The organism is Stutzerimonas stutzeri RCH2, from assembly GCF_000327065.1.
In the GTDB taxonomy this organism is placed as follows: domain Bacteria; phylum Pseudomonadota; class Gammaproteobacteria; order Pseudomonadales; family Pseudomonadaceae; genus Stutzerimonas; species Stutzerimonas stutzeri_AE.
Genome location: NC_019936.1, coordinates 1,059,896 through 1,082,145 on the forward strand (window position 1 = coordinate 1,059,896; position 22,250 = coordinate 1,082,145).

A 22,250-nucleotide genomic window follows, 5' to 3' on the forward strand; every position below is an offset into this window, starting at 1 on the left:
AGATGTTGCAGACTGTCGTGATTGTGGTGCATCTGCTGGTTGCTCTGGGTGTTGTTGCGCTGGTGCTTCTGCAGCAGGGCAAGGGTGCGGATGCTGGTGCTTCTTTTGGTTCGGGTGCTTCGGCAACTGTTTTCGGAAGCCAAGGTTCTGCTACCTTTTTGAGTCGTCTTACTGCTATACTTGCCGGCGTTTTTTTCGTGACTAGTCTCGGCTTGGCGTTCTTCGCGAAGCAGCAGGCTGATCAGTTGTCTCAGGCGGGGTTGCCGGATCCAGCGGTACTGGAAGTCCCGGTCAGCAAGCCAGCGGTAGAAGATGTGCCTGTGCTCGAGCAGCGCAAGCCGGCAGATACTGCTAGTGATCTGCCTGAGGTAGAAAAAGGGCAATAAGCTTTTTGCCGAGGTGGTGGAATTGGTAGACACGCTACCTTGAGGTGGTAGTGGCCATAGGCTGTAGGGGTTCGAGTCCCCTCCTCGGTACCAAACAAGCAGGCCCGCCTAGTGCGGGCTTTCTTGTGTTTTAAGGGTTTTAAGTTGACCTGTATTAGGCGCGAGTCGTATAATTCGTGCCCAGTTTGACGCGGGGTGGAGCAGTCTGGTAGCTCGTCGGGCTCATAACCCGAAGGTCGTTGGTTCAAATCCAGCCCCCGCAACCAGTCAATAAAGAGCCCCTGTACAGGGGCTTTTTATTAGCTTGAGGCCAGGTCGCCGGCATTTACAGGCGGTCAAAGGGATGGGCGTTTCGCCCATTTTTCATTTGTACAGCATGCGCGAGGGACTTCGATGTCGAGCAAGCTAGAACAGTTGCAGGCCTTGTTGGCCCCGGTGGTTGAGGCGCTTGGCTATCAGTGCTGGGGTATTGAGTTCATTTCCCAGGGGCGGCATTCACTGCTGCGAGTCTATATCGACCATGCCGATGGCATCCTCATCGACGACTGCGAGAAGGTCAGCCGTCAATTGAGTGGTGTGCTCGACGTGGAAGATCCGATCAGTGTGGATTACACCCTTGAGGTTTCTTCTCCCGGTATGGATCGGCCCCTGTTCACCATTGAGCAGTACACCGCCCATGTCGGTGATCAGGTAAAAATAAAGCTGCGCTCGCCCTTCGAGGGCAGGCGCAATTTCCAGGGTCTTCTCCGTGGGGTGGAAGAGCAGGATGTCGTGGTGCTGGTAGATGACCATGAGTATCTGCTGCCGATCGACATGATCGATAAGGCCAACATCATTCCCCGTTTTGACTGAGAACGGATCCCGCGGACCCCAATGGATTGCGAAAGGCGAGGCGTACGATGAGCAAAGAAGTACTGCTGGTTGTGGAGTCGGTGTCCAATGAAAAGGGCGTACCGGCTAGTGTGATTTTCGAAGCGCTGGAGCTGGCCTTGGCCACGGCTACCAAGAAGCGTTACGAAGACGAAGTTGATCTGCGTGTGGAAATCAATCGCCAGAACGGCAGTTACGAAACGTTCCGTCGCTGGACCGTGGTCGATGATGAGCATTTCGATGATCCAGCCCATCAGCTGGCTCTGGATCAGGCTCAGGAACGCAATCCTGACGCCAAGCTCGGAGATGTGTTCGAAGAGAAGATCGAGTCGATCGAATTCGGCCGTATCGCCGCGCAGACCGCCAAACAGGTGATCGTGCAGAAGGTCCGCGAGGCCGAGCGCGCGCAGGTGGTAGAAGCCTACCGCGATCGTTTGGGCGAGATCATTTCCGGTACGGTCAAAAAAGTTACCCGCGACAGCGTAATCGTCGATCTGGGCAACAACGCCGAAGCATTGCTTGCCCGAGAAGACATCATCGCGCGTGAGACCTTCCGCGTTGGTGCTCGTGTCCGCGCGCTGCTCAAGGAGATCCGCACCGAGAATCGTGGGCCGCAGCTGATTCTGTCGCGTACCGCGCCGCAGATGCTGATCGAGCTGTTCCGTATTGAAGTACCGGAAATTGCCGAGGGCCTCATCGAGGTCATGGGTGCGTCTCGTGATCCTGGCTCGCGGGCCAAGATCGCCGTTCGCTCCAAGGACAAGCGCATCGATCCGCAGGGCGCCTGCATCGGTATGCGTGGTTCGCGCGTACAGGCAGTCTCCGGCGAAATTGGTGGCGAGCGAGTGGATATCGTCCTCTGGGACGAGAACCCCGCGCAGCTGGTCATCAACGCGATGGCGCCTGCTGAAGTTGCGGCGATCATCGTCGACGAAGATGCCCATGCGATGGATATCGCAGTCGCCGAGGATAATCTGGCGCAAGCGATCGGCCGTGGCGGTCAGAACGTTCGGCTGGCCAGTCAGCTGACTGGTTGGACGCTCAATGTCATGACCGAAGCGGACATCCAGGCCAAACAGCAGGAAGAAACTGGCGACATCCTGCGCAACTTCATCGACGAGCTTGACGTTGACGAAGAGCTGGCGCAGGTGCTGGTTGAAGAGGGCTTCACCTCCCTCGAAGAGATTGCCTATGTCCCCATGGAGGAAATGCTTGGCATCGAAGGCTTCGACGAAGACATCGTCAATGAGCTGCGTACGCGGGCCAAAGATCGCCTGCTGACCAAGGCCATCGCCAACGAGGAGAAGCTTGCGGATGCTCAGCCGGCTGAAGATCTGCTGGCACTCGATGGCATGGATAAAGAACTGGCGGTCGAGTTGGCCGTGCGGGGAGTCATCACCCGCGAAGACCTGGCCGAGCAGTCGATAGACGATCTGCTCGACATAGACGGCATCGATGAAGAGCGTGCCGGCAAGCTGATCATGGCCGCCCGAGCCCATTGGTTCGAGTAAGTAATTAGCGGCCTGAGGAGAGAAATGCATGACGCAAGTCACGGTGAAAGAACTGGCCCAGGTGGTCGACACACCGGTCGAGCGACTGCTTCAGCAGATGCGTGAGGCAGGACTGTCGCACACCAGCGCCGAGCAAGTAGTGACCGATAACGAGAAACAGGCCCTGTTGGCCCATTTGAAAAGCACCCACGGGGCGAAAGTGGACGAGCCGCGCAAGATTACCTTGCAGCGCAAGACCACTACCAAGCTCAAGGTGGGTGGCAGCAAGACCATCAGCGTCGAAGTGCGCAAGAAGAAAACCTTCGTCAAGCGCAGCGCCGAAGAAATCGAAGCGGAGCAGCGCCGCGAGCTCGAAGAGCAGCGTGCGGCGGAAGAAGCTGCCCGTCTGAAGGCGGAGCAGGAAGCGCGCGCGCGTGCCGAGGAAGAGGCTCGCCGTAAGGCCGAGTCGAACCAGCCGCAGGCCGACGTGACCGCCCCGGCCGCAGTCGAGCCGGTGGTCAATGCAGAGCCGACACCGGCCGCAGTCGAGCCTGCCGCTCCTGCACCGGAGCGCAAGAAAGAAGAGCCGCGTCGTGTCGAGAAGCCACGCAGCGACGATGACGAGCGTCGTGATCGCAAGCATGCGCAGCATCGCCCGTCGCTCAAGACCAAGGCTCCATTGGCGCGTACCGTACGTACCGGCGAAGACGAGGCCGATGGCTTCCGTCGCGGTGGTCGTGGCAAGTCCAAGCTCAAGAAGCGTAACCAGCATGGGTTCCAGAGCCCAACAGGACCTGTCGTGCGCGAAGTGTCGATTGGCGAGACCATCACTGTGGCTGAGCTGGCCCAGCAGATGTCGGTTAAAGCGGCCGAAGTCATCAAGTTCATGTTCAAGATGGGCTCGCCTGTCACCATCAACCAGGTGCTGGATCAGGAAACTGCTCAGCTGGTTGCCGAAGAGCTGGGCCACAAGGTCAAGCTGGTCAGCGACAACGCCCTGGAAGAGCAGCTGGCCGAGCTGCTGAAGTTCGAAGGCGAGTCGGTCTCGCGTGCGCCGGTCGTGACCGTGATGGGTCACGTCGACCACGGTAAGACCTCGCTGCTCGACTACATCCGCCGCGCCAAGGTTGCAGTCGGCGAAGCCGGCGGTATTACCCAGCACATCGGTGCTTATCACGTCGAAACCGAGCGGGGCATGGTCACGTTCCTCGATACCCCTGGTCACGCTGCGTTTACCGCCATGCGTGCTCGTGGTGCCAAGGCGACCGATATCGTGATCCTCGTGGTTGCTGCCGATGACGGTGTAATGCCGCAGACGCAGGAAGCCGTCCAGCACGCCAAGGCTGCCGGCGTTCCGATCGTGGTAGCGGTGAACAAGATCGACAAGCCGGATGCCAACCCGGACAACATCAAGAATGGCCTGGGTGCACTTGACGTGATCCCGGAAGAGTGGGGTGGCGACACCCCGTTCATTCCGGTCTCCGCGAAAATGGGTACCGGCGTCGATGAGCTGCTCGAAGCCGTTCTGCTGCAGGCCGAACTGCTCGAACTCAAGGCCACGCCTTCGGCGCCTGGTCGCGGTGTGGTAGTCGAATCGCGTCTGGACAAGGGGCGTGGCCCGGTTGCCACTGTGCTGGTTCAGGACGGTACGCTGCGTCAGGGCGATATGGTGCTGTGCGGCGTCAACTTCGGTCGCGTTCGCGCCATGCTCGACGAAAACGGCAAGCCTGTTAAGGAAGCCGGCCCGTCGATTCCGGTCGAGATCCTCGGCCTGGATGGTACGCCGGAAGCCGGTGACGACCTCACCGTTGTGGCCGACGAGAAGAAGGCCCGTGAAGTTGCCCTGTTCCGCCAGGGCAAGTTCCGCGAAGTGAAACTGGCTCGCGCCCATGCCGGCAAGCTGGAAAACATCTTCGAGACCATGGGTCAGGACGAGAAGAAGACGCTCAACATCGTGCTCAAGGCGGACGTACGCGGCTCGCTCGAGGCGCTGCAGGGCTCGCTCAACGGCCTGGGTAACGACGAAGTGCAGGTTCGTGTGGTCGGCGGCGGTGTCGGTGGTATCACCGAGTCCGATGCCAACCTGGCGCTGGCCTCCAACGCCGTGCTGTTCGGCTTCAACGTCCGTGCCGATGCTGGTGCGCGCAAGATCGTCGAGGCCGAAGGCCTGGATATGCGCTACTACAACGTCATCTACGACATCATCGAGGACGTCAAGAAGGCGCTCACCGGTATGCTCGGCAGCGACGTTCGCGAGAACATCCTCGGCATCGCCGAAGTACGTGACGTGTTCCGTTCGCCGAAGTTCGGCGCGATTGCCGGTTGTATGGTCACCGAGGGTATGGTGCACCGCAATCGTCCGATCCGCGTCCTGCGCGACGACGTAGTCATCTTCGAGGGCGAGCTGGAGTCGCTGCGTCGCTTCAAGGATGACGTTGCAGAAGTCCGCGCTGGCATGGAATGCGGTATCGGCGTGAAGAGCTACAACGACGTCAAGGTCGGCGACAAGATCGAAGTGTTCGAGAAGGTCGAAGTGGCGCGTTCGCTGTAAGCAAGCGTCAATCTGAAAGCTGGGAGCAAGGAGTCGGTGATCGCCTGGGTGCGGTTACCGCTTCGAGCTTCCAGCTTTCGGCTTTTAATCGGGTAGAAATTTATGGCCAAAGAATTCAGTCGTACCCAGCGTATCGGCGATCAGATGCAACGCGAGTTGGCGCTGCTTATTCAGCGTGAGATCAAGGATCCGCGTCTGGGCCTGATTACCATCACCGCGGTCGACGTCAGTCGCGATCTGTCCCATGCAAAGATCTTCATCACGATCATGGGGCAGGACGACGATCAGGAAGCAATCAAGGGCAACCTGCGCATCCTCAACGATGCTGCCGGATTCCTGCGCATGCAGCTGGGCAAGAGCATGAAGCTGCGCACTGTTCCGCAGCTGCACTTCAACTACGACGCGAGCATTCGTCGCGGTGTCGAGCTGAGCTCGCTGATCGAGCGAGCGGTGGCGGAAGATCGCAAGCACAGCGACGAGCGCGGAGAATAAGCGTGGCACAGGTCAAGCGTGTACGGCGCAACGTCAACGGCATCATCCTGCTCGACAAGCCGCGTGGGTTCACCTCCAATGCGGCCTTGCAGAAGGTTCGCTGGCTGCTGAATGCGGAGAAGGCCGGACATACCGGGAGTCTCGATCCGCTCGCCACAGGTGTGTTGCCGCTGTGTTTTGGAGAGGCGACCAAGTTCTCGCAGTACCTGCTGGACGCGGACAAGGCTTACGAAACGGTCATGCAGCTGGGGGTCACCACGACCACCGCTGATGCCGAAGGCGAGGTCCTGGAGCGCAAGCCGGTCGCGGTCACCGTCGAACAGCTGGAGGCGCTGCTGCCGCAGTTTCGTGGCGACATCCTGCAGGTGCCGCCGATGTATTCGGCGCTCAAGCGGGACGGCCAGCCGCTGTACAAACTGGCGCGTGCCGGAGAGGTGGTGGAGCGCGAGCCGCGTTCTGTTAATATTGCGCGCTTGGAGTTGCTCTCGCTCGAAGGCGATAAGGCACGCCTCGCCGTTTCATGCAGCAAAGGCACCTATATCCGGACGCTGGTCGAAGACCTTGGTCATTTGCTTGGTTGCGGTGCGCATGTTGCCGAGCTGCGACGAACTCAGGCCGGACCGTTCGACCTTTCGCAGACGGTGACGCTCGAGACCCTCGAGCAGCTGCACAGCGAGGGTGGCGCCGAGGCGTTGGATGCGCTTTTGCAGCCGGTAGATAGCGGGCTTGAGCATTGGCCGCTGTTGCAGCTGTCCGAGCACAGCGCTTATTACTGGCTGCACGGACAGCCGGTGCGGGCCCCGGAAGCGCCCAAGTACGGCATGGTGCGTGTGCAAGATAACAATGGTCGCTTCATCGGTATCGGTGAAGTGAGCGAAGACGGGCGCATCGCGCCACGTCGGTTGATTCGGTCGGAATGACCGTTACGCAGCGCGTTCGCGCGTTGCGTCAGAGGGTGGCTGTCAGCAGGCACGGTCATTTCTCTTTATTAAACACGGGATGATTCCCGGCCTGTTCACTCAAGGAGCCCTATCATGGCACTGAGCGTTGAAGAAAAAGCCCAGATCGTTAACGAGTACAAGCAAGCTGAAGGCGATACCGGTTCTCCGGAAGTGCAGGTAGCCCTGCTGACCGCCAACATCAACAAGCTGCAGGACCACTTCAAGGCCAACGGCAAAGACCACCACTCGCGTCGTGGTCTGATCCGTATGGTTAACCAGCGCCGCAAGCTGCTGGATTACCTGAAGGGTAAGGACACCACTCGTTACAGCACCCTGATCGGTCGTCTGGGTCTGCGTCGCTAAGACGCGCCCGCGCTGGAAGCCGGAAGCTGGAAGCCTGAAGTTGAAAGTGGGATATCCCTCGATCAGCTTCGGTCTTCCAGCTTTTGGCTTTCTTGCAGGTCGTTTCGGGCCGACTCCCGAACGTTCTGCCAATTTCCCCAAGGCAACAAAGAGAAGGAAAAACCGTGAATCCGGTAATCAAGAAGTTTCAATTCGGTCAGTCGACCGTAACCCTGGAAACGGGTCGTATCGCCCGCCAGGCCTCCGGCGCAGTGCTGGTCACCGTCGATGACGACGTGACCGTACTGGTCGCTGTCACCGGCGCCAAGACCGCCGACCCGAGCAAGGGCTTTTTCCCGCTCTCGGTCCACTACCAGGAAAAGACCTACGCAGCCGGCAAGATCCCCGGCGGATTCTTCAAGCGTGAAGCGCGTCCTTCCGAAAAGGAAACCCTGACCTCGCGTCTGATCGATCGTCCGATCCGTCCGCTGTTCCCGGAAGGTTTCCAGAACGAAGTGCAGGTCATCTGTACCGTCGTTTCCACCAGCAAGAAGACTGACCCGGACATCGCCGCGATGATCGGTACTTCGGCCGCTCTGGCTGTTTCCGGCATTCCGTTCGACGGCCCGATCGGTGCTGCACGCGTGGCTTTCCACCCGGAAACCGGCTACCTGCTGAACCCGAACTACGAGCAGCTCAAGGCCTCCAGCCTGGACATGGTCGTAGCCGGCACCAAGGACGCTGTACTGATGGTCGAATCGGAAGCCAAAGAGCTGACCGAAGATCAGATGCTGGGCGCCGTCCTGTTCGCCCACGACGAGTTCCAGGCTGTGATCAAGGCGGTCGAAGAGCTCGCCGCTGAAGCCGGCAAGCCGCGCTGGGACTGGACCGCTCCGCAGGCCAATACCGCACTGCTGGACGCCATCCGTGCCGAGTTCGGCGAAGCCATCTCCCAAGCCTACACCATCACCATCAAGCAGGACCGCTATGCGCGCCTAGGCGAGCTGAAGGACCAGGTCGTTGCCAAGTTCTCCGGTGAAGAAGGCCAGCCGTCTGCTGGCGAAGTGAAGGATGCATTCGGTGAGATCGAATACCGCACCGTTCGCGAGAACATCGTCAATGGCAAGCCGCGCATCGATGGTCGCGACACCCGCACCGTCCGCGGGCTGAACATCGAGGTCGGCGTACTCGACAAGACCCACGGTTCGGCGCTGTTCACCCGTGGTGAAACCCAGGCTCTGGTAGTTGCCACTCTCGGCACCGCCCGTGACGCACAGCTGCTCGACACCCTGGAAGGCGAGAAGAAAGACCCCTTCATGCTTCACTACAACTTCCCGCCGTACTCGGTGGGCGAGTGTGGTCGCATGGGCGCTACCGGTCGCCGTGAAATCGGTCATGGTCGTCTGGCCCGTCGTGGCGTCGCCGCCATGCTGCCGAGCGCTGACGAATTCCCCTACACCATCCGTGTAGTGTCGGAAATCACCGAATCCAACGGTTCGTCCTCCATGGCTTCCGTCTGCGGTGCTTCCCTGGCCCTGATGGACGCTGGTGTGCCGATGAAGGCTCCGGTGGCCGGTATCGCCATGGGGCTGGTCAAGGAAGGCGAGAAGTTTGCCGTTCTGACCGACATCCTCGGTGACGAAGATCACCTGGGCGACATGGACTTCAAGGTCGCCGGTACCGCCAAGGGCGTGACCGCGCTGCAGATGGACATCAAGATCCAGGGCATCACCGAAGAGATCATGGAGCAGGCGCTGGAGCAGGCTCTGGAAGCTCGCCTGAACATCCTCGGCCAGATGAACCAGGTCATTGCCCAGTCGCGTAGCGAGCTGTCGGCCAACGCGCCGACCATGATCGCCATGAAGATCGACCAGGACAAGATCCGCGACGTGATCGGCAAGGGCGGCGCTACCATTCGCGCTATCTGCGAAGAGACCAAGGCCTCGATCGACATCGAAGACGATGGCTCGATCAAGATCTTCGGCGAGACCAAGGAAGCGGCAGAAGCGGCCAAGCAGCGCGTGCTGGGCATCACTGCCGAAGCCGAGATCGGCAAGATCTACGTCGGCAAGGTTGAGCGCATCGTCGACTTCGGCGCGTTCGTAAACATCCTGCCTGGCAAGGACGGCCTGGTGCACATCTCGCAGATCAGCGACCAGCGGATCGAGAAAGTCACCGACGTGCTGAAGGAAGGCCAGGAAGTGAAGGTTCTGGTACTGGACGTGGACAACCGCGGACGTATCAAGCTGTCCATCAAGGACGTAGCCGCCGCGGAAGCGTCTGGCGTCTGAGCCGGTCAACGTAGCTGACAGAAAGGGCCTTCGGGCCCTTTTTGTTTGCGTTCAATAACTGCGCTGGGCTCGGCGGAAGATTGCAAGATGCACGCAATGTCACGCCAAAACATGCATAGTGCATGTGCTCGAGCAAGGTCTGTTTTTTCAAGTCATTGTTTTTAAAGGAGAAAAATAACGGCAATAGTTGGCACACCGCTTGCGCTGTTATCTGTGCATCTGAGGCCGGAGTCATGCCCCAGAAACCATGAGAACAGGAGTGACATCTATGAAGACTACTCAGACCCTTACCGCTGCCGCCATTGCCGCTGCTCTTAGCCTGCCGTTCGCCGGCGCTGCCCTGGCTGATACCACCCCTGCCATCGACAAGACCGATACCGTGATGTTGGCCGCCAACACCATGGACGACGCCGGTGATGCCGCATCCGATACCTGGATCACCACCAAGGTGAAATCCACTCTGCTGGCTGAAGACGCCACTCCAGGCATGGACATCGAAGTAGAGACCAAGGACGGCGTCGTCTCTCTGTCCGGCACAGTAGCCACCGAGGCTGAGAAAGAGGCCGCTATCGCCAAGGCCAAAGGCATCAAGGGCGTCCGCGATGTCGCCGCTGACGGCCTGAAAGCTGGCAACTGATGGTTCTCTCCCGCCAGTTATTGGCGGCATGAGTAAAAAACCCCGCTTCTCAGCGGGGTTTTTTATGGGCTAATTGCCGCGTTGGCTGTCGATCTGTCGCAACCGGCTGCCCTCGAAGCGCAAGAAGTGGAGCATTCCATGGTTCGGCCCATAGACCCACTCCTCGACTGGCACCTCCTGCCGGTAGCCGTACTCGTCGATGATCTCCTTGTAACCCGCCATGGAGCTGCTAGCGGGCTCGCCGCACTTGCTGCGGACCTCCGCCGTGGTGGCATCCAGGCTCACCAGGCGGCTGTTGCAGCGATAGGTAGACGATGCCTCTGCGTGCAGAGCGTCTAGCGACAGGCAGAGCAGTAGGGCGGATACGCGTCGATTCATCAGCTGACTCCAGGTGTTCAATTGGCCCGGCGGGTTTCGATACGAACCAGACGGTTGCCTTCGAAGGTGAGAATGCTGAGCATCCCGTTGCGAGGGCCGTAAACCCACTCTTCCAGGGCGAACTCTTGTCGGTCGTTGCGGCTCAGGGTGTAGCCCACCAGATCGCGATGTTCCGGTGTTCCGCATTTGCGTTCGACTTCAAATGTCCGATCGCCGGTGGTGACCAGTTGGCTGCCACAGCGCATGGTGTCGGCCTGAGCATTGCTAACGGCGGCCAGCAACATGCCGGCGACGAGGTATTTCATCATTCTCATCAGTCGCTCCCCAGGTGCAGTGCAGTGACTACCTTGCCATCGCTCGGCTGTTCTGCGGTGCCGGTGTCCAATAGATAGACCCGCTCGGAATCCAGGCCGGCGTCGACCAGATAGCCTTTGATCGCCGCGGCGCGATCACGGCTGAGGCGACGCAGTAGTGCTGCATTGTCTGCCCAGGACTCGAGCACCGCCTGACGCATCTGCTGCGTGCGTTGTTCGGCATCCAGTTCGGCCCACGCAGATGGCGGCTGATGGCCGAGTCGGCTGCGGTAGATGCCCTCCAGCAGCGGCGCTTCGTCCTCAGCCTCGATGCGTATCAGCGAGGGATCGGCAGGCACCTTGTCGCCTCGACGCTGCAGGATCCGGTACTGGGTTTCGCGATACTCCTGCTGCAGACGCTGTTCGGCCAAGAGCGGCCCATCGATTGCACCGGCGCTCATACCCTCCACTTCCAGGCGCAGCCCTGGACGCTGCTTCAATGCCGATGCGAGGGTGTCGAGAACCTTGCGCGCTTCGCCGTCCAGCGTGCTGCTGGCCGGTTCGAAGCCGATGTGGCTGAGGTCGGTATCGTCACCGCCGGCCAGGCCCGCTATGAACTTGAAGGGCGCCTGCGCCGCGCGCACCACCAGGTTGCGTAGCGTCTGCCAAACGATCGGCATGACACTGAATTGCGGGTCGTTCAGGTTGCCCTGCACCGGAAGCTCGATGGAGATGGTGCCCTTGCTGTCCTTGAGCAGTGCCACCGCCAGGCGCACGGGTAGATCCACCGCGTCCGGGCTGTCGACTTTCTCGCCGAGCTGCAGCTGTTCGAGGACCACCTTGTTCTCGGCGTTCAAGCGGCCCTGCTCGATCCGGTAGTGCAGATCCAGGTTGAGACGACCCTTGCGGATGCGATAACCGGCGAATTTGCCGGAATAGGGCGTCAGGGTGGTCAGTTCAACCTGGCGGAAGCTGGTCGCGATGTCCAGGCTCTGCAGCGGGTCGAACGGCGTCAGGTTGCCCTTGATGCTGACTGGCGCGTACTGATCCACCTTGCCGGTGATATTCACCGAGGCAGCCTTCTGTTCGCGATTGTCGAGCGTGCCGATCTCGCCGTTCAGCGACTGGATAGCGGTAACGAAGGGCGGGCGCAGGCTGAAATCGGCGAAGTTCGCCGAGCCGTTGGCGATACCGATGCCGCCGATGCGAATGGCTAGCGGCTCGCTCGCCGGCGTCGGTTGCTCTGCTGCAGCGCTTGCCGGATCGCTGCGCTCGACCAGCAGATCGTTGATGTTGGTGCTCAGGTCGGGGTTGATGATGAAGCGGGCATACGGCTGGCTCAGATCGATGTGGTCGATCGCCAGGCTGCTTGGGTGACGGTAATCCAGGCCGCTGAGCTGTAGCCGCTGCCATTTGATGAAGTCGCGGTTGTTGATCGTGTCGAGGGTATGCAGTTGCGTGGCGTCGACGCTGCCACGCACGCTGAACGCCAGCGGCTCGGTGCCCAGTAGGTCGATGTCCAGTTCGCTGGCGAGCATTCCGCTGCGCAGCTCGAGATGGACCAGCGGGCTGAGGTAGGCCTGGGCAATGCGTAGGTCGATGTCGCGCGTGGTCACCGCCAATTTGCCGCTCATGGGGCTCAGCTGCAGCTGTCCGCTGGCCTGGACCGCACCCTGCTTGCCGATGCCGGTGTCCAGCTTGAGGGCGAAGGGGCTGTTGCCGAGGCTGTCGAAATCGCGGACGTCGAGATTCAACGGGCCCAGCGCCAGCTCAACCTCTTCGTCCGGAACGCGATCGGCCAGATGTACCCGGTAGTCGCGTAACTGTGCGTCGCGTAGCAGCACCTGCCAAGGCTCTCCGGCTGGCCGTGCTTGTTCTTCGGCTGTGGCCTTGCTGGCATCCGCCTTCGCCGGCGCCGAGGCGAACAACTTCTGCCAGTCCAGCTCGCCGTCTGCTTCACGGGCGGCCCAGGTTTCCAGGTTACGGCTGCGCAGCTTGCCGATGATGACCTGCTGCTTGGCGAGATCCAGCGCGGTTTCGCTCAGCTCGAGCCGCTCCAGGCGCACAAGTTTGCGTCCGTCCGGGCTATCCAGCGCCAGTTGGGCTGCCGCCGCGCTGGCGTTGTCCAGCGTAAGCGTGAAGCCGTCGTCGAGAGCGAGGCGATAGCCCGTGCTGAGTTCGAGGCTGCCATCTTTGAGCTCCAGCGGCGCAGCGTCGCGCACATAGGGCCAGAAGTCCTTGAGCTGCAGTTTGCTGACCTGCAGTGAGCCGCGGGAAGCCAGCGGCTGCAGGCTGAGATCGCCCTGCCAGTCGATGCGTCCGCCACTCGCGCCGCTGGCAGTGAGACGCGCATCGGCGCTGCCGTCACTGCGAGTCGCAAGATTATGCAGTTCGAAATCCAGCGAATCGTAGATCAGAACAATAGGCTCGCTCGGACGCTTGTCCTCGAAGCCGAGATGCCCGCGCATCAGTTGCAGCCGGTCGATACGCAGCGGGAAGAGTTCGCCCGCTTCGCTGGTTGTCGGCTCTGCCTCTGGCACTTCGAACAGCTGACCAAGGTTGAGCGCGCCATCCCTAGCGAAGCGCGCCTCGACATACGGTGCCCACAATTCGACTGCAGCCAGGTGCAGGGTCCGCTGCCAGAGGCTGTCCCATTGCAGGTCGAGGTAGAGCCGCTCGAAGGCCAGCTGGCGGTCGTCCGGCTCGCCGATGCGCAGGTCGATCAGTGAAAGCTCAAGGCTGAACGGGTTGAATTCGATACGTTGCAGGTTGGCCGGTACGGTGGCGTAGTTGGCCAACTGCTGATTGGCGACGCGCTGGGCGATACCCGGCAGGATCAGAAAGCCAAGCAGGCTGTAGCAGATCAGCACGAGCGCGACACCGGTGAACGCACGCTTCATTCCATTGGGCATGACCGGAAGTATTCCTGGCGGATGGATGCCTTGGAGTATGGCACGGGCATGCGGTTCCCCGAATCGAGCGATGCCGGCAATGCGCTCAGAGCCGCAGAATCAGCGTCTTCAGCGGTGCCAGCCCATCGAGGGAAGGGAAGTCGGCAGCCGGCGCCAGCACCTGCCATTCGCGTACCGGCCGGCCAGCTTTCTCCGCGCAGCGCAGCACCTGGGTCCGCCAGTCTTCCATCGACACTTTCGCCAGGTTGTTGCAACAGATCAGCACGCCATCTTCTGCGGTGGCCAGCAGTGCGGGTTTGAGCAGGCTCTGGTAGTCGCGCAGCAGGTCCACCGTGCCGAACGCGCTGCGCGCCCAGGCCGGTGGGTCGAGCAATACCAGATCGAATTGGCGTTGCGCCAGGCGTGGGTACGCCGGCAACGTCCGGCCACGGCGCGCACTCACCGGCAGGCCGGCCAACTGGCGAATAGCCGGGAAATAGTCGGAGTGGACGAAGTGCATTGGCGGCAAGGAAGGATTCAACTCACCGTTCTCCCGCCCAACCGCCAGGTTGCGCTCGGCGAAGTCGACGTTCCAGATTTCCGCCGCGCCTCCTGCAGCTGCGCACAGGCCGACGCCGCAGGTATAGGAAAACAGATTGAGCACCGACTTACCGGCGCTGTGTTGCTTGACCCAGCCGCGGGCGTTGCGCAGGTCGAGGAAAAGCAGCGGATCCTGACCGGAGTGACGCGCGCGTACGCGGTAGCGCAGCCCCCACTCGTGGCCGACCTGATCCTCGAGTGCGGCATCGTCTGGCTGATGTCCCGTAGCGCTACGGTCGATACGCGAGTTGCTCTGCGAGCGGTCGTTGTAGACGAACTGCAGCGGCTCCCCGAGGAACTCGCAGGCCGCATTCCGAATGCTCTCCAGCGACAACGCATCGACCGGCTGGTGGAAACTCTGCACCATCAGCTGCGGACCGTAGCGATCGACCGTCAAGCCGGCCGCGCCTTCCTGGCTGCCATGGAAAAGCCGGTAGCAATCGGTGCCCTGTTGGTGCAGCTCCTCGAGCAGCGGGCGACGGGTTTCAAGGGCGGCGCGCAGCGCCTGGTCTAGAGATGGCATGCGCGGCGGCTCGAAAATAGGAGGGCGCGCAGTTTACCAAGAAACGCTGCGCTGGTTGATCGGTGCTAGCGTGGCGGCAGGCCCATGCGTCGCCGCGCGCGATGCACCGAGCCGCTGCGCACGGCCCAGCGAAGCACCGGTGCGGTACGGCGAACCCCGGCGCGGATCAGCTGGCGACGACTTTCGCTCAGCGACAGGCCAAGCATTGCCGGGGCCCATTCGGGCAGGAGCTCGACACCCGCGTGCAGCATCAACGTTCCGAAGGGCCTCAGCAGCGGGCTCGGCGCCGGGGCGCTACGCAGTATCTGAAGTATTTCCAATGCGCGGTCGTCACTGCGCAGCTGCGGGCGGACCCGCTCCAGATAGTCCGCAATCTGCGCGCGCGAACGCGGCACGTCCTGGGCGCCGAGCCGTTCGGCAATTAGCGCGACTTCGGCGTAATAGCGATCCTGCTCGCCAGCCGGGAGGGCGGGGTTCAGGTAACGCAGGTGTGATTTGAGAAAACTGCTGACTTCCGCGACATGGACCCAGGTCAGCAGGTCGGGGTCGGAGGCGGCATACGGCCGGCCATCCGGCGCCGTGCCGGTCACTCCGGCGTGAATGCGTTGGACCCGTTCGATCAACCGGTCGGCATCGGCTCGGCTGCCGAATGTCGTGGCAGAAATGAACTGGCCGGTGCGTCGCAGCCGGCCGAGCAGGTCCTGGCGGAAATTCGAGTGATCCCAGACGCCGGCCAAAGCCAGGGGGTGCAGGGCCTGCAGCAGTAGCGCGGAAATGCCACCGACCATCATCGAGGTGAAGTCGCCATGCACCCGCCAGCAAACTGACTCAGGCCCGAACAGGCCGGGATCGCCCGGAGGGTTTTCGTAGTCGACACCGCCGATTGCCAGGCCGGTGAGGCTCAGCACGCGGGTTTCGATCTGGCGGCGGATGAATTCCATGGCAATGGCGCTGCTGGCTTGCGAAGCGACCGATAGTACCTGAGGAGACGATCATTGCTTGTGGTTGCAAGCAGGTTCGGACGAGGGGGCATGGCAAGGCGGAGTGACCGGACAGCGTTGCACTGTCCGGTCAGGTGGCGCAATCAGCCGCGATGGCGGCCACGGAAGAAGTCGATCAGACCTTGCGTGGACGCATCCTCGGCCGGCGCGGCATCGAAGCGGGTCATCTGGTTGTAGACGGCCTTGCCCAGATCCTTGCCGAGTTCCACGCCCCATTGATCGAAGGAGTTGATTCCCCAGATCACGCCCTGGACGAAAACCTTGTGCTCGTACAGCGCGATCAGTGCGCCAAGGCGGCCGGGGCTGATGGTTTCCATCACCACGGTGTTGCTCGGGCGGTTGCCGGGAATCACCTTGTGCGGGGCGAGTCGCTGCACCTCGGCTTCGTCGAGGCCCTTGGCGCGCAGCTCGGCTTCGGCTTCTTCGCGTGTCTTGCCGCGCATCAAGGCCTGGCTCTGCGACAGGCAGTTGGCGTAGAGCCACTCGTGGTGATCGGCGACCGGATTGTGGCTGACCACGGGCACGATGAAGTCGGCCGGGATCAGCGGGGTGCCCTGGTGCAGCAGCTGGTGGTAGGCGTGTTGGCCGTTACAGCCGACACCGCCCCAGATCACTGGGCCGGTAGTGCAGGACACGGGCGTGCCGTCCTGGCGCACGCTCTTGCCGTTCGACTCCATGTCCATCTGCTGCAGGTGTTTGACGAAGTTGCGCAGGTAGTGGTCGTAGGGCAGGAAGGCGTAGCTCTGCGCGCCCCAGAAGTTGTGGTACCAGATGCCCAGCATCGCCAGCAGCACCGGCATGTTGCTTTCGAACGGCTCGCTGAGGAAATGCTGGTCCATACTGTAGGCGCCGGACAGCAGGTCCTTGAAGTTGGACATGCCGATGGCCAGGGCAATCGGCAGGCCGATCGCCGACCACAGCGAATAACGGCCACCAACCCAGTCCCACATCGGAAAGATGTTCTTCTCCCGAATGCCGAATTCCACCGCCGCCTGCTTGTTGCTGGTCACGGCGATGAAATGGCGGTAGAGCTTTTCTTCGGTACCGCCCTTGCCCAGGTACCAGGTGCGCGCGGCCTGGGCGTTCTTCAGCGTCTCGAGGGTGCCGAAGGTCTTGCTGGAGATGATGAACAGCGTGGTTTCGACATTCAGCTTGGCGGTCACTTCGCGGAATTCGCTGCCATCGATGTTCGCCAGGTAATGCGTGCGCACGCCGTGCTGGGTGAATGGCAGTAGCGCTTCGGAGACCAGTTGCGGGCCGAGGAACGAGCCGCCGATGCCGATGTTCACCACGTCGGTGATGGTCTTGTCGCTGAAGCCGCGCCACAGGTTGTTGTGAATGCGGGTAACGATATCGGTCATCTGCGCCAGGGCGGTGTGCACGTCGCGCATGATGTTCTTGCCGTCGACCATCACCGATTCACCCATCGGGCGGCGCAGGGCGGTGTGCAGCACGGGGCGGTTTTCCGAGGCGTTGATCCGCTCGCCTTCGAACATCGCGTGGGCGGCCTGCTCGACGCCGGCCTCGCGGGCCAGATTCACCAGCAGGGTACGGGTCTCGGGGGTGATCAGGTTCTTCGAGTAGTCGAGAAACAGACCGCTGCAGGAAACCGACAGGTCATCGAAGCGCGTCGGGTCGGCCTTGAACGCTTCGCGCATGCTGAAGTTCTGCATGTCCAGGCGGTGTTCTTCCAGGGCCTTCCAGGACGGCAGGCCGGTGACATCGAGCGGATGCTGGTAGTAGCTCATGGTGATGCGGCTTCCTTTGCTTTGACAGGCCGCTGAATCCTTGCGGGGGTGCATCGGGCGCGCTGGCCGCGACAGGATTCAGTGATATGTATGACCGTGCGGGCGCGCCGGCACTCGTCCTGAATGCTGCGGATGCTGGCCGAACCCGGCTTTGGCCGAGCCGGTAAAGGCACATCCTATGCCATCAGAGTCAGCTCTGACAGGGAAAACCCCTGCTGCGTTCCGGGCTATTTCTTCTATTCTGCCCGCGCAGACGCAATGCCCCAAGCATCCTGGCCGTCGCGGTGTCCGCACAACGAAAAAGCCCGAAGTGCGGACACTTCGGGCTTTCGTTCAGCGATGCCGGGTGGCTGAGGTCAGGCGACCTGCACCGGGATGGCGTTGCTGGTGTGGCTCAGTTCGCCGTCGGCACCCATGTAGAGCACGTGAGGCTTGAAGTTGGCCAGCTCGGCCTCGCTGTAGTGCGCGTAAGCGCAGATGATCACACGATGGCCAACGCCCGCCTTGTGGGCGGCGGCACCGTTGACCGAGATGATTTTCGAGCCTTCCTCGCCGCGGATGGCGTAGGTGGTGAAGCGCTCGCCGTTGTCGACGTTATAGATCTGGATCTGTTCGTATTCACGGATACCGGCCAGGTCCAGCCACTCGCCGTCGATGGCGCAGGAGCCTTCGTAATCGAGCACCGAGTGAGTCACCTGGGCGCGGTGCAGTTTGGCCTTGAGCATGATGGCGTGCATGGCAGGGTCCTCCGGGTGCGCAAGCGGCGCAGAGTTTGCCTTAAGCCTCGAACGTGATCAAGGCTGTGGGCAATTGACTGGAATCAGGCCGATGTGCGGATGTCGACGAGCAAATTATCGAGCAGTCGTGTCTTGCCGAGATAGGCGGCGACAAGGATGACTACTTCGCTGGAAGCGTCGCTCACCGGCTGCAGATCGATGGCGTTGCGGATCTCCAGGTAGTCCGGGCGCAGGCCGGCGGATTGTAGCGCGCTCAACCCCACGGCGATCAGTGCCGGATAATCGCGGCGGCCACCACGGATCGCCGTTTCGAGCTCTTTCAGCGTGCGGTACAGCACGGGTGCGGTGGCACGCTCGTCCGCAGTCAGGTATCCGTTTCGCGATGACAATGCCAGGCCGTCATCGGCCCGAACGATCGGCTCGGAAAGGATCTGCACCGGCATGTTCAGGTCGCGAACCATGGTGCGGATCACCGCCAGCTGCTGGAAATCCTTCTGCCCGAACACGGCGAGATCCGGCAGGACCATGTTGAACAATTTGGTGACTACTGTGGAGACGCCATCGAAGTGCCCGGGACGACTGCCGCCACACAAACCTTCCGATACACCGGGAACGCGCACGATAGTCTGCTGGGCCTGCCCGTGCGGGTACATTTCGTCCACGCTCGGCGCGAAGAGCAGGTGGCAGCCTGCTTCGAAGAGCTTGTCCTGATCCGCCGCGAGGGTGCGCGGATAGCTGTCCAGGTCCTCGTTGGGGCCGAACTGCAACGGATTGACGAAGATGCTGGCGACCACGAAGTCGGCACGCTGACCAGCCTTTTTCACCAGAGCGATGTGGCCAGCATGCAGGTTGCCCATGGTCGGCACGAAGCCGATGCGCTTGCCCTCGCTGCGCGCGCGGGCGACCGCGGCGCGCAGGTCGGCAATGGTCTTGACGATGTTCATGCGGAGAAACCGTGCTCGGCTGCGGGAAATTCGGTGGCCTTGACGGCTTTTACATAGCCGGCGATGGCGGAAGGGATGTCACCGTGCTCGCGCATGAAGTTCTTGACGAACTTCGGTACGCGACCACTGAGCGAAAGCCCGAGCATGTCGTGCAACACCAGCACCTGGCCGTCGGTGTCGCTGCCGGCGCCGATACCGATCACCGGAATCTGCACCGCCCGGGTGATGCGTGCAGCCAGTTCGCTGGGTACGCATTCGAGCAGCAGCATGGCCGCACCGGCTGCTTCCAGCGCTTTGGCGTCTTCCAGCATCTGCTGTGCCTGGGCTTCTTCGCGGCCTTGCACCTTGTAGCCGCCGAAGAGGTTGACCGCCTGGGGCGTCAGACCCATGTGCGCACAGACCGGAATGCCGCGCTCGGCCAGCAGGCGGATCGAATCGGCCAGCCACGCGGTGCCTTCAAGCTTGATCATGTGCGCGCCGGCTTGCATCAGCGCCGCGGAGTTGTTCAGGGTCTGCTCGGTAGTGGCGTTCGCCATGAATGGCAGGTCGGCGACGATCATCGCGCCACGGTTGCCGCGCTTGACGCTGGCGGTGTGGTAGGCCATGTCGGCGACGGTGACCGGCAGGGTGCTGTCGTGACCTTGCAGGACCATGCCGAGTGAATCGCCGATCAGGAGCATCTCGACGCCCGCGTCGCAGGCGGTCTTGGCGAAGGTGGCGTCATAGCAGGTGAGCATGACGATCTTCTCGCCCTTCTGCTTGAGCCCTTGCAGCGTGGTCAGGGTTACGTCTGGCATGAATGCCGTCCTCTTCGAGCCTCGGAGGTCAGGATTGCCGGGTGGCGCACCGCTGGGCAGCGGTCGTCAGTGGCAGAGGGCGCTTATAGTCCCGGCGGCGGCAGAGTAAGTCAATCGCGAGTGTTACCCGCACGTTACGTTCGTTACCGCGGCGGTGACACTGTCGCTGGATAGCCGCTCGAGGCCGCTGAACGGGCAGGCCGTGAGTAGATCGGCGAGCCGTCGACCGTCGGCGAAGACCAGTTCCAGCGGAGCGATCTCGGCCAATGGGTAGAGCACGAATGCACGGGCCTGCATGTGATAGTGCGGAACCGTGAGGCGTGGCTCGTCGATCAGCCTGTCGCCAAACAGCAGGATATCCAGATCGAGGGTGCGTGGGCCCCAGCGCTCGGCCTTGCGCTCACGGCCCTGGGCCAGCTCGATACGCTGCAGGGCGTCGAGCAGCTTCAATGGTGCAAGGTCGGTATCCAGCGCAGCGACGGCATTGACATAGCGTGGTTGGTCGGCTGGGCCGAGCGGGTCGCTGGCATAAAGCGACGAGACTGCTGCCAGACTGCTCTCTGAAAGCTCGGCCAGCGCTTGCAGGGCGCCGCGCAGTTGCTGCTGCGGCTCGGCCAGGTTGCTGCCCAGGCCGATATAGACGCGTTCCATCTTACTCGGCCGGGGCGGCGGTATTGTCGCCCGGAGCCCGGCGGCGACGCCCGCCACGGCGGCGCTTCTTCGCTGCGCCGGCATCGTCTTTATTGCTGAGCCCGCGAATCATGTTGCGCCGCTCGCTTTCGCTGGCCTCCTGATAATCGGTCCACCAGTCTCCGAGCCCGCCGGTCTGCTCGCCGGCACTCTCGCGCAGCAGGAGGAAGTCGTAACCGGCACGGAAACGTGGATTTTCCAGCAGCTGGTCGGCACGCCGGCCCTGGCGCCGCGGCAGACGCTCCTGCATGTCCCAGATCTCGCGCATGGGCATGGTGAAGCGTTTGGGGATTGCGGTGCGCTGGCACTGTTCCCAGATGATGTCGTGCGCGGCCTCCTGCATCGCCGGGATCGGCGGCATGCCGCGGTTCTGCAGTTCCAGCACGCGGGCCGGCAGGGCAGGCCAGAGCAGGGCGGCGAAAAGGAACGCAGGCGTTACCGGCTTGCCCTGCTGGATCCGCAGATCGGTATTGGCCAGAGCGTTGCGGATCAGCGTGCCGGCATACTCCGGGTCGCGCTCCAGTGCTGCCGCGCTCGCCGGGAACAGCGGGGCGAAAAGGTCGTATTCGAGCAGCAGCTCGAAGGTGCGCTCGGCCTTGCCGCCGAGGAACAGCTTGAGGACTTCGTCGAACAGGCGGGCCGAGGGAATGCCGTCGAGCAGGTCGGCCAGTTCGACGATGGGCTCGGCGCTGTGCCGTTCGATCTCGAAGTCGAGTTTGGCGGCGAAGCGCACGGCACGCAGCATGCGCACCGGGTCTTCCTGATAGCGCTGCTCGGGGTCGCCGATCAGGCGGATCAGGCGATTGCGGATGTCGTGCACGCCACGGGTGTGATCGAGGATGCGCTCCGTGGTCGGATCGTAGTACAGCGCGTTGATGGTGAAGTCGCGGCGCTGGGCATCATCCTCGAGGGTGCCGTAGATGTTGTCGCGCAGGATGCGTCCGCTCTCATTGCGCGAGGCCAGATGGCTGGCGTCGTCGTCATCCTCTTCTGGATGATTGGCGCGGAAAGTGGCGACCTCGATGATCTCGCGGCCGAAATGCACGTGCACCAGCTTGAACCGTCGGCCGATCACCCGCGCGTTGCGGAACTCCGCGCGCACCTGCTCGGGCGTCGCGCTGGTGGCGACGTCGTAATCCTTGGGGTTCAGCTGCAGCAGCAGATCGCGCACGCAACCGCCCACCACATAAGCCTCGTAACCTGCCTGCTGCAGGCGCTCGACCACGCTCACCGCGTAACGGCTGATCTCGTTGCGGTGCAGGGAGTGCTGCCTGCTGGACAGAATTTCAGGTGTGCGGCGGGGATGCGGGATACGGCGCAGAGGAAGACGAAAAGACTGGAACAGCTTTTTCAGCATGGGGGGCAACTGTGTGGCGGAATGACGGGCCGGTGTCGCGAATGACCGCGAAACCTGCGCGGATTCTAGCACCGAGAGTGCTGGATGTTGAACGATGCGCGGGGAGGTGTCAAAAAGCATCTTGCGCAGCGTGACGGGGTATTGCTTGGTACGGCAGACAGGCCGGATGCAGGGGCGCCTGGTGCGCTGCAAGTGCAACGGGTTCACGGGTGGGTCGACAAAGCCCGGATAGCACAAAGGGGAGCCGAAGCTCCCCTTTGAATACTGTCGCGTGCTTTATTGTTATTAGTG

20 protein-coding genes and 2 tRNA genes are annotated in these 22,250 nt (G+C 61.8%); 11 read left to right on the plus strand and 11 right to left on the minus strand.

Annotated elements, in window-relative coordinates:
• The first annotated feature begins 2 nt into the window (after window positions 1-2).
• The 11 genes from secG (at window position 3) to PSEST_RS04800 (ending at window position 10,000) form a co-directional block, all read left to right on the plus strand.
• Window positions 3-386 carry a preprotein translocase subunit SecG gene (secG, locus tag PSEST_RS04750; protein WP_041756478.1) on the plus strand — a complete coding sequence of 128 codons (384 nt, stop codon included), beginning with the start codon at window positions 3-5 and terminating at the stop codon, window positions 384-386.
• A 7-nt stretch (window positions 387-393) separates the two neighbouring features.
• A tRNA-Leu gene (locus PSEST_RS04755) sits at window positions 394-479 on the plus strand.
• A 96-nt stretch (window positions 480-575) separates the two neighbouring features.
• A tRNA-Met gene (locus tag PSEST_RS04760) sits at window positions 576-652 on the plus strand.
• A 127-nt stretch (window positions 653-779) separates the two neighbouring features.
• On the plus strand, window positions 780-1,238 hold the full coding sequence (gene rimP / locus PSEST_RS04765; RefSeq protein ID WP_015275886.1) for a ribosome maturation factor RimP: 459 nt from the start codon (window positions 780-782) through the stop codon (window positions 1,236-1,238).
• Window positions 1,239-1,285: 47 nt separating this feature from the next.
• Entirely contained in the window at window positions 1,286-2,767 is a 1,482-nt protein-coding gene (nusA, locus tag PSEST_RS04770) for a transcription termination factor NusA (protein ID WP_015275887.1), read from the plus strand.
• A 28-nt stretch (window positions 2,768-2,795) separates the two neighbouring features.
• Window positions 2,796-5,297 carry a translation initiation factor IF-2 gene (infB, locus tag PSEST_RS04775; protein ID WP_015275888.1) on the plus strand — a complete coding sequence of 834 codons (2,502 nt, stop codon included), beginning with the start codon at window positions 2,796-2,798 and terminating at the stop codon, window positions 5,295-5,297.
• Window positions 5,298-5,399: 102 nt separating this feature from the next.
• Window positions 5,400-5,789 (plus strand): 30S ribosome-binding factor RbfA, encoded by a 390-nt coding sequence (rbfA, locus tag PSEST_RS04780; RefSeq protein ID WP_011914371.1) that lies wholly within the window; start codon window positions 5,400-5,402, stop codon window positions 5,787-5,789.
• Window positions 5,790-5,791: 2 nt separating this feature from the next.
• Window positions 5,792-6,709 (plus strand): tRNA pseudouridine(55) synthase TruB, encoded by a 918-nt coding sequence (truB, locus tag PSEST_RS04785; protein WP_015275889.1) that lies wholly within the window; start codon window positions 5,792-5,794, stop codon window positions 6,707-6,709.
• Between the two features lie 114 nt (window positions 6,710-6,823).
• A complete protein-coding gene (gene rpsO / locus PSEST_RS04790; RefSeq protein ID WP_003293213.1) occupies window positions 6,824-7,093 on the plus strand; it encodes a 30S ribosomal protein S15 in 270 nt (89 codons plus the stop codon).
• A 164-nt stretch (window positions 7,094-7,257) separates the two neighbouring features.
• Complete coding sequence (pnp, locus tag PSEST_RS04795) at window positions 7,258-9,363, plus strand: polyribonucleotide nucleotidyltransferase (protein ID WP_015275890.1); 2,106 nt, start codon at window positions 7,258-7,260, stop codon at window positions 9,361-9,363.
• Window positions 9,364-9,631: 268 nt separating this feature from the next.
• Window positions 9,632-10,000, plus strand: coding sequence for a BON domain-containing protein (locus PSEST_RS04800; RefSeq protein WP_015275891.1), 369 nt, complete (start codon window positions 9,632-9,634; stop codon window positions 9,998-10,000).
• A 69-nt stretch (window positions 10,001-10,069) separates the two neighbouring features.
• Here PSEST_RS04800 and PSEST_RS04805 read toward each other — a convergent pair whose 3' ends face one another.
• From PSEST_RS04805 to PSEST_RS04855, 11 genes are all read right to left on the minus strand, one after another.
• On the minus strand, window positions 10,070-10,378 hold the full coding sequence (locus PSEST_RS04805; protein ID WP_015275892.1) for a DUF2845 domain-containing protein: 309 nt from the start codon (window positions 10,376-10,378) through the stop codon (window positions 10,070-10,072).
• Between the two features lie 17 nt (window positions 10,379-10,395).
• The gene (locus PSEST_RS04810) at window positions 10,396-10,692 is read right to left on the minus strand and encodes a DUF2845 domain-containing protein (RefSeq protein ID WP_015275893.1); all 297 of its coding nucleotides are present in this window, start codon (window positions 10,690-10,692) and stop codon (window positions 10,396-10,398) included.
• On the minus strand, window positions 10,692-13,583 hold the full coding sequence (locus PSEST_RS04815; protein WP_015275894.1) for a DUF748 domain-containing protein: 2,892 nt from the start codon (window positions 13,581-13,583) through the stop codon (window positions 10,692-10,694). Before PSEST_RS04815 ends, PSEST_RS04810 begins: the two co-directional genes overlap by 1 nt.
• Window positions 13,584-13,668: 85 nt before the next feature.
• The gene (locus tag PSEST_RS04820) at window positions 13,669-14,685 is read right to left on the minus strand and encodes a class I SAM-dependent rRNA methyltransferase (protein ID WP_015275895.1); all 1,017 of its coding nucleotides are present in this window, start codon (window positions 14,683-14,685) and stop codon (window positions 13,669-13,671) included.
• A 65-nt stretch (window positions 14,686-14,750) separates the two neighbouring features.
• Window positions 14,751-15,626, minus strand: a complete 876-nt coding sequence (locus PSEST_RS04825) for an oxygenase MpaB family protein (protein WP_015275896.1) — start codon at window positions 15,624-15,626, stop codon at window positions 14,751-14,753.
• A 143-nt stretch (window positions 15,627-15,769) separates the two neighbouring features.
• On the minus strand, window positions 15,770-17,434 hold the full coding sequence (gene pgi, locus PSEST_RS04830) for a glucose-6-phosphate isomerase (RefSeq protein ID WP_015275897.1): 1,665 nt from the start codon (window positions 17,432-17,434) through the stop codon (window positions 15,770-15,772).
• A gap of 356 nt (window positions 17,435-17,790) precedes the next feature.
• Window positions 17,791-18,171, minus strand: a complete 381-nt coding sequence (gene panD / locus PSEST_RS04835) for an aspartate 1-decarboxylase (protein WP_015275898.1) — start codon at window positions 18,169-18,171, stop codon at window positions 17,791-17,793.
• A gap of 83 nt (window positions 18,172-18,254) precedes the next feature.
• The gene (gene panC, locus PSEST_RS04840) at window positions 18,255-19,115 is read right to left on the minus strand and encodes a pantoate--beta-alanine ligase (RefSeq protein ID WP_015275899.1); all 861 of its coding nucleotides are present in this window, start codon (window positions 19,113-19,115) and stop codon (window positions 18,255-18,257) included.
• Window positions 19,112-19,912, minus strand: coding sequence for a 3-methyl-2-oxobutanoate hydroxymethyltransferase (gene panB, locus PSEST_RS04845; RefSeq protein WP_015275900.1), 801 nt, complete (start codon window positions 19,910-19,912; stop codon window positions 19,112-19,114). Before panB ends, panC begins: the two co-directional genes overlap by 4 nt.
• Before the next feature lie 123 nt (window positions 19,913-20,035).
• Window positions 20,036-20,563 carry a 2-amino-4-hydroxy-6-hydroxymethyldihydropteridine diphosphokinase gene (folK, locus tag PSEST_RS04850; RefSeq protein WP_015275901.1) on the minus strand — a complete coding sequence of 176 codons (528 nt, stop codon included), beginning with the start codon at window positions 20,561-20,563 and terminating at the stop codon, window positions 20,036-20,038.
• Between the two features lies 1 nt (window position 20,564).
• A complete protein-coding gene (locus tag PSEST_RS04855) occupies window positions 20,565-21,959 on the minus strand; it encodes a polynucleotide adenylyltransferase PcnB (RefSeq protein ID WP_015275902.1) in 1,395 nt (464 codons plus the stop codon).
• Window positions 21,960-22,250: the final 291 nt, after the last annotated feature.